We start from the raw sequence: 11948 nt of genomic DNA on the forward strand, positions 1-11948 counted from the left end.
AGCCTTTCAGTTAGTTAAACGACTGCCTGAACTCCAACGGACTTTGTTTAGTCTTTGTCTTGAATAGTTTACTGAAGCTTTGCGAATGTTCAAATCCCAATTCGTAAGCAATTTCACTAACTGACAAATTTGTTATTGAAAGTTTCTCTTTAGCTTTTTCGATCAGTTTTTCGTGAATATGTTGTTGGGTGGTTTGCCCGGTTAATTGTTTCAATAAACTGCCTAAATATTTTGCAGAAATATGGAGGGAGTCTGCTACAAATTGAACGGTTGGTAGCCCTTTTGAAAGCAAGTTCTCGTTATTAAAATATTCGTTCAAAAGCTGTTCCACCTGGTTAAGTATCTGATGATTGCTCTTTTTCTCGTCAAAAACTGTCGTTGATAAAAACGTTCTGCGTAGGTTAGTAAAGTTTCAATATGCGAAATGATAATGTCCTGGCTGAATCTATCAATATTGGATTGATATTCGGTTTGAATAATCTGAACAATGCCGGTAATGATATTTTTTCTTTATCAGAAACAAATAAAGCTTCATTTACAGCATAATCGAAAAAATCATATTTCTTAATATTTTTTGCCAGCGATGTTCCCCAGAAAAAGTCGGGATGTATCAATAGAACCCAACCCGAAAGATCATCATCGGGCTCTGGTCCAGCACCTCTTAATACCTGATTGGGAGCTACGAAATACATCATTCCTTCATCAAAATCATAAGTCTGCTGACCGTAAAAAAGTTTATTGGTAAATCCTTTTTTCAGGGAAATGAAATAGAAATCCAGCAGCGCACTCATTTCCCCACCATTTGGAGGTATTTGGAAATCAGCATAATTCAGTACGCTGATCAAAGGATGTTCCGGGCCTAGTAGCCCAAAAGCCCCGTGTGCTTCGGCGATAGTTTTGATTTTGATAGGGTTCATAGCTAAGCGGTTTTTACAAACGGATATTTCAACCAAATCATTACCAAAGGCAATATTAAAAACGGAATTTCCATCAAAGCCATTTTGAAATTTCCTGCTCTCACAGCCAATGCCATAACGATCACAATCGAAACTGCGTTGAGCATATTACCCAGAAAAAACGTTTTAGGGATAAGTAACAATACGCCGATCAAAAGCGTCATTCCGCCAAACAAAGGGATCATTGTTTCCGAAATGCCAAGTTCGCTCATCATTTTAAATGACTCAGGACGTTTCTTATAATTCAACGTATCCCAACCGTGTTTAAACGAAAGTCCTGCTGAAATCAGAAGCAAGATGAGAGAGAGGATGCTTTTTACCATTTTTCATTTTTAATGAATGTACTCAATTTATTTAATTTTTTTGAACCTCGTTGTTTTGCCAAAAGTGGAGCCCATATCATACTATTTTGCTCTTTTGAAGTTTTTTGATTTCTTTAAATTCACGGTGGCCAACTTTTAAAAGAACATTTGGTAAAATCCTACTCGCCAATTTTATAACTTTTATTAAGAATGGTTTGAGCTCTTTTTTATCTTTCAAAAACCCATCAATAGCTACTTTCACCATTTTATCGGCAGTCATCATCATACTTTGATTAGGTTGTTTTTCCCAGTCGTTTTGCAAATTGGTTTTAACACCAGGAGGAATCATTTCAAATACTTTTACGTTGGTAGCTTCTAATTGTAAACGCAAGGCTTGTGTATAGGCACGAACACCGGCTTTTGTAGCACTGTAGATGGGCGCAGCCGAATATGGCATAAATGCAATACCAGATGAAACATTCACAATTCCCGCCGAATTTTTGGTGCGTAAATGCGGTAAAAACTGATGCACCATTTGTATGGTTCCGGAAAGGTTAGTAGCAATTTCGCGATTGATATTGTCTAAATCCAAAGAAGTGTCTTGCAAATCGATCAGCCGCATCATGCCTGCATTGTTAATGATGATATTCAAATCAGGGAACTGTTGTGTTACCTCTTTGCAGAGTTGCTCAATGTCTTTCGGGTTGCTTACATCACTTTGAAAAGTGCACACATTGGGAAACTGTTTTTTTGTTTCGCTCAGCGCATCCACGTTGCGTCCGGTAACGATTACTTTTGCACCGATTTTGGAGAGTTGTTTTACAAACTCTAAACCCATACCGCTTGTTCCTCCGGTGATGAGGATTGTGCTATTTTTTAAATCCATTTTTCTGCTTTTTGGTTAAAGCAAAGTTCAGCAGTTATCAGAAAACAGCTGTAGTCAAAAGTCGCGGTGTTGTAGCTAAAAGGGAATGTTGGGAGATGTGAGGCTGAACAATTTTATAGGTTTCTTATTTCCGAAGGTGAATTTTATATCTCATATACCAAAAAACTGGTGTCCTATCTTTTTTGATAAAATTAAAATATATTGACCTAACTTTCTTGACCTACTTCTCCGTAACCCTATAATCCGGATCATCCATTACGTCTACTTCAATAACACCAGCAGCATTAGAAAGTAGTTGCCTGCAATCTGCGCTTAAATGTCGTAAGCGTACTGCTTTTCCGGCATCTGCATAGCGTTTGGTAATTTTATTTACAGCATCAATTGCACTCATATCGCTAATGCGGCTTTCTTTAAAATCGATAATGATCAGTTGCGGATCATTCGCTACATCAAACTTTTCAGCAAAAGCAGTTGTAGAGCCAAAGAATAAAGGGCCAAAAATTTCATAATGTTTAACACCGCTTTCATCAACATATTTTCTGGCGCGTATGCGCTTGGCGCTTTCCCAGGCAAATACTAATGCGGCTATAATGACGCCAATTAAAACTGCCAATGCAAGATTGTGCAACCACACGGTAATTACGGCAACTAGAATTCCCACAACGATATCTGCCTTTGGCATTTTATTGATAATGCGAAAACTTGCCCATTCAAAAGTGCCGATGGCAACCATCATCATTACTCCTACAAGGGCCGCCATGGGCAATCTCCCAATTATAGGTGCTCCAAATAAAATGATGATCAAAATAGTAATGGCGGCTATAATGCCCGACAGGCGCGCCCTGGCGCCTGCCGAAAGATTCACAAAGGTTTGCGCAATCATGGGGCAACCCCCCATTCCCGTAAAAAATCCATTTAGCAAATTGGCTGTTCCTTGTGCTAAACATTCCCTGTTGCTATTGCCTTTGCTGGCCGTTATTTCATCCACAAGATTAAGCGTCAGCAAACCTTCTGTAAGGCCCACGCAGGCCATCACTAAGGCATAAGGAAATATTATTCCTAAGGTATCAAAGTTGAAAGGAATAGAAGGTATGTGAAACGGTGGAAAGCCGCCCGCTACAGAAGCAATATCCGAAACTGTTTTTGTTTGTATTCCAAACAGTTCAACAACTGCAAATACAATAATAATAGCCACGAGCGAAGACGGTATGGCTTTACTGATCTTTGGAAATAATAGCACCACAGCAATGGTAAGCGCCACCAGTCCAAGCATTGTATATAATGTAGTTCCGGTAAGCCAGGCGCTTCCGTCAGATATTTTAAACTGCAGAAGTTGAGACATAAAAATGATAACACAAGTCCATTCACAAAGCCATACATAACTGGTTGAGGCACTAACCGTATAAACTTCCCTAACTTGAATATACCAACCAGCAACTGAACAATGCCGGCCAAAGCCACTGCCGCAAATACATATTCAATTCCATGCGATTTCATCAGCGCAATAAGTGTTACTACCGTTGCGCCAGCACCGCCCGAAACCAGGCCAGGCCTGCCTCCCAGGATGGCGGTTACCAGGCCCATGATGAAAGCTGCATATAATCCGGTCAAAGGTGGAAAGCCAGCGAGAATAGCGAATGATAATGATTCAGGGATCATGGTCATTGCCACGGTCAGGCCGGCCAATATTTCGGTTCTGTAATTTACTTTTTGAGAAAAATCGAAAAGTCTGATGATGGGAGTCATATTGTAAAAAGGCAAAAGTAAATAATGGAGTTCTAATAATACAAAAGAGTGTTTGCCGCTTAATTACAATTAGTAATGTTGTCGTGCTATACAATAATAAGCAGATGGTTGAGGTCGAGGAGATGGTACGACTCCACTTGGTTCGCTCACCATGACGTTAACCGAAGTGTCTTGCTCGTCCGTTATGCCGAGCGAAGTGAAACGTAGCCTAGGGGTCTTCTTGTTATCAGTATGCAGCGGATACTTGTAGGATGCCATATATTCTGCTGTTAAACGGAGCGCCGCAACGAAGATGCTATATGTTTATTGCCGGGCTAATAAAAAATGGCGAAGAACAAAATGTTATTTTGGAGATGATATGAACCGGTTATTATTTGGCATGGCAATTTTAAAACTTTAGTATCTTCCAACTCAATCAATTCATTCAATCATGATGTCCACTATCCGTTTTTTTTAACATGTATCATTTTATGTTTTTTACGGTGATTGCTGTTCATGCACAAAAATCAGGTAACTCCTTCCGTGTGATCGCTTATTATTCATCAAACGCTACTAAAATTGATAGTTTTCAAGTTGATAAACTAACCCATATCATTTATAGTTTTTGCCATTTGCGTGGCAATAAATTGGCCGTTGATAACGATCGTGATTCTTTAACGATTCAAAAACTGGTCTCCTTAAAATCAGCACATCCAAAATTGAAAATATTATTATCGCTGGGAGGTTGGGGTGGTTGTAAAACCTGTTCGGATGTATTTTCTACTGAACAGAGAAGGCGCGAATTTGCTGCATCAGTAAAAGCGCTTGCCGATTATTTTAGAACAGATGGCATTGATCTGGACTGGGAATATCCTACTATTGAAGGGCATCCGGGACATCCGTATCAATTAGCGGATAAAGAAAATTTTACGGCGTTAGTGAAAGCGTTGCGAACATCTTTAGGTAAAAAGCAGGAAATCAGCTTTGCGGCTGGAGGGTTTAAAAAATACCTGGAAGAATCCGTTGATTGGAAAAATGTAATGCCAGTTGTTGATTATGTGAACCTGATGACTTATGATCTTGTAAATGGAGCGACGCCACATACCGGTCATCACACGCCGCTTTACTCAACAAAGCAACAAAGCGAATCGACCGATGCATGTGTAAATTATCTGGATTCGATTGGTGTACCTAAAAACAAAATGGTTATTGGCGCTGCTTTTTATGGCCGTAGTTGGAGAGAAGTTGAAAGCATTAATAATGGCCTTTATCAACCTGGTGTTTTTAAAAGCTTCATTCCGTACCGCATTTTTGAAAGTAGCATTAATAAAGAAAAGGGCTTCGAATTTTATTATGATGAAGTGGCTAAAGCGAGCTATGCTTACAATGCTAAAGAAAAAGTATTTGCCACTTTTGATGATGCTGGTTCTATCACAAAAAAGACCAATTATGCTGTGGATAATGGCCTTGGAGGTATTATGTTTTGGGAGCTCAGCCTTGATAAGAATGAAGGTGGCTACTTAAACGTAATCGATCATACTATAAAATCAAGAAAATAAATATATAAACAGGATGAAGAGATTTTTCCGTATTCAATAAAGTTTTTACTACATTTACTTCCTGTAGCACGGGGTGCCTTTGGGCTGAGATCATACCCGCTACCTGATTTGGGTAATGCCAACGTAGGGATGCTAATGAAGCTGATTTCCATTTTGACGCTCCATTCGTTGGTATTTTCCGCTGGATGGGGTTTTTTATTTCTGGTAATAGAAAGTATAAATAAATGGAGTCACAAACAACACATCTTGAATTAATTCCTGCACATCAGCAAAACTGGCAACAACGGCCTGAATGGTTTTTTAACCGGGAACATACCGACACGTACGAGCAATGGTATGAAGGCCGTTACAAGCGCGCAGAAATATGGCAGAAAAAAGTAATGGAACAATTAGTATCCAAAGACAAAAGAATAAAGCAGCTTTTGGAGTTTGGTTGCGGCACTACGCGCTTTACCCGTTGGTGGAAAGAGATTGGTATTGATGCAACAGGTGGCGATATTTCACCTTTAATGTTATCACAGGCGCGACATCTTTTTGATGGCGACCTGGTAATGGCCGATTCACACTTTATGCCTTTTAAAGATCACAGTTTTGATGCGCTGGCATTTATTACCACTTTTGAATATTATAAAGATCCGGTTAAAGTGATTAGGGAATCAGCGAGAGTTGCAAAATATGGCATTGCAATGGGCATGATGAATCGTAATTCTACCAAAGTTGTAAGACGAAGGGTTCAACAACTTTTTGGAAAAAATCCCTTTTATGTTACTGCTACATTTTATACACCCAAAAAGCTAACTGAAATTATTCATACCGCTTTGGAGGGTAGAAAATACACGATTGAGTGGACCTGCACGGGTTTACCTAAATGGTTTCCTGTACAACAGTGGGGTTTGCCACTTGGTGATTTTTTTGGACTTTATATAAGTTTGAATGATGTTGATTGATGCTATTGAAATGAATAAGCCAGGCAAGCTGGAAGCAAATTCGTTAGATCAGTTAGTGAGCAACCGATGTGGATCTAAACGAAATGAAGTTACCGTAGGCCCTGCATTTGGGGTCGATGTATCTCTTATAAATCTGCCTGGAAATATGATGATGGCGATGGCCAGTGATCCGCTGTCTCTTATTCCTTCTCTTGGTTTGCAGGAATCAGCATGGTTGTCTGTACATCTTATGACTAACGATATTGCTACTACAGGATTTGCTCCTATGTACGCGCAAATGGTGCTGAATCTTCCGTCGGATTTTTCTAAAAAAGATTTTTTGACTTATTGGGATTGTATTCACAAATATTGCAGCGACATTGGAGTTGCTATTACCGGCGGGCATACGGGCTTTGTTGAAGGGCAGAACAGCACTATTTCGGGTGGCGGAACATTGGTCGCCATCGCACCGAAAGATGAAATGCTTGTCTCTTCTATGGCGCAACCTGGCGATGTGATATTGGTTACAAAAAGTTGTGCCATTTCTTCAACAGCCATATTAGCAATGAGTTTTCCGGAAACGATTAAGCAATATTGTGGTAACGAAATTTATCAATCCGCCTGTGCGTCCTTTTATGATACTTCCTCCTTGAAAGATGCAGTAGTAGCTGCTAAAGGTAACGCCAATAAGCAAGCTGTTACCGCAATGCACGACGTTACTGAAGGCGGCGTTTTGGGCGCTATTTATGAGCTTTGTGTAGCATCTAAAACCGGAGCAATTATTCATAATGAATTATTGCCTGTTCATGAAGTGCAACAAAAAGTGTGTGAGGTTTTTACTTTAGATCCAAGACGCTGTATTGGCGCAGGTTCTATGCTTATTTGTTGTAAAAGGCAAGCTGTGGAATTGATCATTGGACAATTAAAAAATGAAAACATCGAATGTGCTGAAGTTGGAATATTAACTGAGGCAAAAGAAGGTATCAGTATCATTGAAAACCAGAAATCCGAATTGTTGGAATATCAATTACAAGACCCATATTGGGCAGCATTTTCAAAAGCATGTAAAGAAGGATGGAAATAAAAAACAGCTTGTCAAATCAGGGCATTTATTTAGTGATCGATCCAATGATGGACAGTGTGCAGTTTTTAGGATTTTAAAAGAAGTGGCGTCAGAAAAAATTGTCGCGATTCAAATATGGGATCATTTCAAACAAGAGCAATGTCCGTTAACGCTCATAAACGAAGTATGCGAAATCAGCCACAGCTTTAGTATTCCTGTCTTCATTAACAATAAATGGGAGCTATTTAAAACAACAAAACTTGATGGTGTTCATTTTGATGAGATACCTGAAGATCTGGAATTAATAAAAAAACAAATTGACAGAAACTTCTTGTGGGGCCTGACCTGCAACAACGATTTGACAACAGTGCGATGGGCAGCTGACAACAATGCAGATTATATTTCGTTCTGCTCTATGTTCCCCTCGCTAAGCGCTAATAGCTGCGAGCTTGTGGTATTTGATACTATAAAAGAAGCAAAGACAATTTTCAAAAAACCAGTTTTTCTTGCGGGTGGTATTACGCCTGAAAATATTCGAGAGTTAAAAGAACTTGATTTTACCGGAGTGGCTGTTATATCAGGTATTATGAAAAGCGATGATCCTGTAACCGCCGTTGAAGCTTATTACAATAACTTATAACAAAAAAGATGAAGCCTGAAACGATCAATAAATTATGCTGTCCGTTCGATAAAGATGAACTTGAGTTGACCACAATTGTCAAGGATGTAGATGAGCGTGTAATTGAAGGATATTTCGTTTGTAAAAAATGCACGCGCCTTTACCCAATTGTAAAAGCTATACCAATTATGAATCCTGATCAGTATCGTGACTATAAGCTGGAACAACCATTACTTAGCAAATGGAAAGATTCTTTAAAGGATAAAACCTTTAGTTACTTTATGTTGGGTGAAGGTCCGGAATAACCGAAAATTAGGTTGCCCAGGCTTTATCGCCTGTTTTATAAGGCATGCATGGATCATACTTACCTGGAACTGCCGCATACCTTAAAGCTTTTGTAGCGCCTGGCTCAGAAGTGAAGAATCCCAGCAAAGTAAGTTCTTTCATCATGCTGAAATAATGCTTGGGCATACTGGCCGCGGCATATCCAAAGTTGCCCTTAGTCTCTGCTATGGAATCTTTTATGTGCTCCTCTTTAGCAAGCGCTTCTTTTTTAGCTTTATATTCATCCGTTTTGTTGAACTCTTTAGCTTCCTTGTCGAGTGCTGTTAGCAGTTCTGTTCTTTGTTGCGGCTGCATTTGCATAAAGCCGTTACTATACTTTTCCTTGCTGCGTTTTTCTAAAGTTTCTATTCCATCTTTAAATATTTTTTGATCTTCAGGTGTATAGCAGTCACGCACCATTACGTTCATAAACTCGCCCACTTTGGCATCTTTAGCGCCAGGCGTAGCGGTTTTTGGTAAGATAGTTTCTGCTATTTCATCCAGATAAGCTATCTCATCTTTCGTAAAAAAATCTGGCAAAGCTTTGACTCCGGCTTCTGCGGCCTCTTTTTCAGGAGTTGTTTTACAGCCTGTTTGAATGAACAATTCTGCTCCCAATACAGTGCCTCCCATTAGTAGTAGCAACTTTTTGAACGGCTTGTCTTCTGTTCATAGTTCTTTATTTTGAGATGACAGTAATACTTTAAGTTGACGGTTGATGGCATCGAACAATCTTCTGCATGTGTTATTCCTGTCTTTTAAATAATTTTTTATTCTTTAATTGATATCAGATGTTGGATTATAATTACAATTGACCAGGTTCTATTGCCTGTCATCAGTCAACTTACAAATTCCCTTTTTTCAATTCATTCATTGCAAAATCAGCAGCCCTGGCGGTAAGCGCCATATATGTAAGCGACGGGTTTACGCAAGCCGCACTTGTCATACATGCACCATCAGTTACGAATACGTTTTTACAATCCCAAACCTGGTTGTTGCCATTGAGTACTGAAGTTTTAGGATCGCGGCCCATACGCGCTGTACCCATTTCATGTATACCTTGTCCAAAGCCATATTCGCTTTCATAAGTATGCACATCTTTAAGGCCAGCTGCTTCCAACATTTCAGCACCATCATTCATCATATCAGCGCGCATTTTTTCTCGTTCTCTTTTATTTCTGCGTCAATATTCAGAACAGGTAATCCCCACTTGTCTTTTACGTTTTTATCAAGCGTTATTTTATTATCATGATAAGGAAGTATTTCGCCGAATGCGCCTAATCCCATCGTCCATGAGCCAGGCTCAGAAAGCGCGTCTTTCAGTTCAGGGCCAACACTGTATTCTGCAATGTTGCGTTGCCAGTTTTGACGGCTTGCGCCTCCCTGATAACCGAAGCCGCGCAAATAATCACGTTTGTCGTTAGCTACATTTGCAAAGCGCGGAATATAGATGCCGCCCGGTTTGCGGCCAAAATAATATTTATCTTCATAGCCTTCTACACGGCCAGATGCACCACAACGAAAATGGTGATCCATTAAATTATGTCCCAACTCACCACTACTGCTACCAAGGCCGCCTTCCCAAACATCTGTAGCGGAATTCATCAACACCCATGTTGAGTTCATCGCAGATGCACACAAAAACAACTTTTGCAAAATATTCGTAGGTTTTGTTGGTTTCCGCATCGATAATTTCAACACCTTTTGCTTTTTTAGTGTCTTTATCATAAATGATTTTAGTAACAATTGAAAAGGGTCTTAACGTAAGGTTTCCTGTTTTCATTGCGGCAGGAAGTGTAGAAGATTGTGTACTGAAATATGCGCCAAACGGGCATCCCAGCCAACATTTGTTACGGTACTGACAAGCCGTACGCCCGGGTAGCGGCTGCGTAATGTTAGCTACACGTGCATTAGTTACAATACGTGCATTCTTATAATGATCTCTCACTCTTTTTGCAACATCTTTCTCAACACAATTCATAGGCATTGCAGGCATTAGGTCGCCATGCGGGTAGCCGGGAAAGTCTTCATTGGTCCCATTTATACCGGCAAATTTTTCCGCATAACTGTACCATGGGTCGATGTCTTTATAACGTATCGGCCAGTCAACAGCAATACCGTCCTTTAAGTTGGCTTCGAAATCAATATCACTATGTCGGTAACTTTGGCGTCCCCACATAAGTGAGCGCCCACCTACATGATAACCACGATACCAGTCGAAACGTTTAGTTTCAGTATAAGGGCATTCTTTTTCGTTAACCCAATAATCCAGGTTGGTTTCGTTTAGCGGATAATCTCTTTTAAGTACAGGATAGTCTTTGATCATTTCCTGCGTTCTGCCTCCACGATGTGGAAAATCCCAGGGATTTTTATTCGCGTTTGTGTATCCTTCCACATGTTTAATGTCACGGCCTCTTTCTAACATGATCGTTTTCAAACCTTTTTCCGTGAGTTCTTTTGCGGCCCAGCCGCCTGAAATGCCGCTACCAATAACGATTGCGTCATAAGTATTCTCTGCCATAAAAAGTTTTCTTTTAAAAAATAGTTTTCGATAAAAAATATAACAAGCGTCTGTCGCAAGCAGATTTTAAAGATATTTAAAAAAGATTAAAAACCTAATTTGAAAGAAAAAGATTTTGGTTGTTGGATAAAATAAAGTAGCCCGGATATTATCCGGGCCATAATTTTTTAATTGTAATTACCTTTAAAAAGAGTAGTTACTTAGCGTTGAAATATGTACACTTCTCTACCTGTTGTAGTTTCGCGCTGTATGGTCATTTTGCTAAAAGAGCCAGCGAGGTTTTCTTGTATGGCATATTTGTCGCCATCATAATTCATAGATTTGGTATCTGAGAAGGAGTAACTTGTGCCGGCATCTTTTACGCCTGATTCATTATAATAATACACTTTACCATCGGATTTAAATTCAGCATAACCAGCACCTTCGGTAAGATTTTCTGATGTGGCAGGTTCCGTAGCACTTCCTAAGTAGATTTGATGTGTTACTTCCCATTTTCCAGTTCTTGCATTATTGTCAATCGTATCAAGGCCAAGTCCATCGCGGGTTTTACTACATGAGGCAAAAGCTAAAAGGGCAACTACAGCCAAAAGGGCGAACGATGTAAATTTCTTCATTTCTTCGTTTTTAAATTTAGAGATAAGTTTTTAGGGTTAGATTATACTATAATATAAGACAAGGAGTGTGCCAAATGGATATAGGTTGCATTGGCGCACCGCGAAATTGCTTTTAGAGCAAAAAAATTATCTTTGCACGATGCAAAACAGCACTGATACTAAGTTTTTAGAAGATGTGGAGGTAATGACCGATACCGCCTCAACTTGCCAGCTGATTGTTTGGAATGATGAGGTGAACACGTTTGATTGGGTCATTGAAACGTTGATGGAAGTGTGTGGACATAGTTTTGAACAGGCGGAACAATGCTCCTTATTCATTCATTTTAAAGGGAAATATGCGGTGAAGGAAGGTGAATATGATAAGCTGAAGCCTTTGTGTGAAGCCATTCTTGAAAGAGGCATTAATGCTACTGTTGAAGAAACTGTTTCTTAAAGCCTCTTTAATATTCAACT

Annotated in this window: 11 protein-coding genes, 3 pseudogenes and 1 riboswitch; of the genes and pseudogenes, 6 read left to right on the forward strand and 8 right to left on the reverse strand. The window is 39.6% G+C overall.

Features of this window, described 5'->3' with window-relative positions; translation table 11 throughout:
• Positions 1-10: 10 nt before the first annotated feature.
• The 5 genes and pseudogenes from MKP09_RS00905 to MKP09_RS00925 all read right to left on the reverse strand — a co-directional run.
• Positions 11-917, reverse strand: a pseudogene (locus tag MKP09_RS00905) (helix-turn-helix domain-containing protein).
• Between the two features lie 2 nt (positions 918-919).
• The gene (locus tag MKP09_RS00910; protein ID WP_240825776.1) at positions 920-1279 is read right to left on the reverse strand and encodes a hypothetical protein; all 360 of its coding nucleotides are present in this window, start codon (positions 1277-1279) and stop codon (positions 920-922) included.
• A 76-nt stretch (positions 1280-1355) separates the two neighbouring features.
• A complete protein-coding gene (locus MKP09_RS00915; protein WP_240825785.1) occupies positions 1356-2144 on the reverse strand; it encodes an SDR family oxidoreductase in 789 nt (262 codons plus the stop codon).
• Between the two features lie 220 nt (positions 2145-2364).
• Entirely contained in the window at positions 2365-3486 is a 1122-nt protein-coding gene (locus tag MKP09_RS00920) for a SulP family inorganic anion transporter (protein WP_240825787.1), read from the reverse strand.
• A 71-nt stretch (positions 3487-3557) separates the two neighbouring features.
• Positions 3558-3890 (reverse strand): annotated as a pseudogene (locus MKP09_RS00925) (SulP family inorganic anion transporter); the annotation flags it as partial.
• 470 nt (positions 3891-4360) lie between these two features.
• On the opposite strand from MKP09_RS00925, the gene MKP09_RS00930 reads away from it, so the two are divergent.
• The 5 genes from MKP09_RS00930 to MKP09_RS00950 all read left to right on the forward strand — a co-directional run bounded on the left by MKP09_RS00930 (position 4361) and on the right by MKP09_RS00950 (position 8341).
• A complete protein-coding gene (locus MKP09_RS00930) occupies positions 4361-5428 on the forward strand; it encodes a glycoside hydrolase family 18 protein (RefSeq protein ID WP_240825789.1) in 1068 nt (355 codons plus the stop codon).
• Positions 5429-5487: 59 nt separating this feature from the next.
• Positions 5488-5575: riboswitch (TPP riboswitch) on the forward strand.
• Positions 5576-5652: 77 nt separating this feature from the next.
• On the forward strand, positions 5653-6375 hold the full coding sequence (locus MKP09_RS00935) for a class I SAM-dependent methyltransferase (protein WP_240825790.1): 723 nt from the start codon (positions 5653-5655) through the stop codon (positions 6373-6375).
• A complete protein-coding gene (locus MKP09_RS00940) occupies positions 6362-7438 on the forward strand; it encodes an AIR synthase family protein (protein ID WP_240825791.1) in 1077 nt (358 codons plus the stop codon). Before MKP09_RS00935 ends, MKP09_RS00940 begins: the two co-directional genes overlap by 14 nt.
• Complete coding sequence (locus MKP09_RS00945; protein WP_262915052.1) at positions 7347-8057, forward strand: thiamine phosphate synthase; 711 nt, start codon at positions 7347-7349, stop codon at positions 8055-8057. The genes MKP09_RS00940 and MKP09_RS00945 overlap by 92 nt, the downstream gene beginning before the upstream one ends.
• Positions 8058-8065: 8 nt before the next feature.
• Positions 8066-8341 (forward strand): Trm112 family protein, encoded by a 276-nt coding sequence (locus tag MKP09_RS00950; protein ID WP_240825793.1) that lies wholly within the window; start codon positions 8066-8068, stop codon positions 8339-8341.
• Positions 8342-8348: 7 nt separating this feature from the next.
• Here the strand turns inward: MKP09_RS00950 and MKP09_RS00955 are convergent, their stop codons facing one another.
• From MKP09_RS00955 to MKP09_RS00965, 3 genes and pseudogenes are all read right to left on the reverse strand, one after another.
• Positions 8349-8993 (reverse strand): gluconate 2-dehydrogenase subunit 3 family protein, encoded by a 645-nt coding sequence (locus tag MKP09_RS00955; RefSeq protein WP_240825794.1) that lies wholly within the window; start codon positions 8991-8993, stop codon positions 8349-8351.
• Between the two features lie 211 nt (positions 8994-9204).
• Positions 9205-10881, reverse strand: a pseudogene (locus MKP09_RS00960) (GMC oxidoreductase).
• 200 nt (positions 10882-11081) lie between these two features.
• Positions 11082-11495 (reverse strand): hypothetical protein, encoded by a 414-nt coding sequence (locus MKP09_RS00965; protein ID WP_240825796.1) that lies wholly within the window; start codon positions 11493-11495, stop codon positions 11082-11084.
• A 139-nt stretch (positions 11496-11634) separates the two neighbouring features.
• On the opposite strand from MKP09_RS00965, the gene MKP09_RS00970 reads away from it, so the two are divergent.
• Positions 11635-11928, forward strand: a complete 294-nt coding sequence (locus MKP09_RS00970; protein WP_240825798.1) for an ATP-dependent Clp protease adaptor ClpS — start codon at positions 11635-11637, stop codon at positions 11926-11928.
• The last annotated feature ends 20 nt before the right edge of the window (positions 11929-11948 follow it).

Origin of the sequence: Paraniabella ginsengisoli (genome assembly GCF_022513635.1) — a bacterium.
Taxonomy (GTDB): Bacteria; Bacteroidota; Bacteroidia; order Chitinophagales; family Chitinophagaceae; genus Niabella; species Niabella ginsengisoli.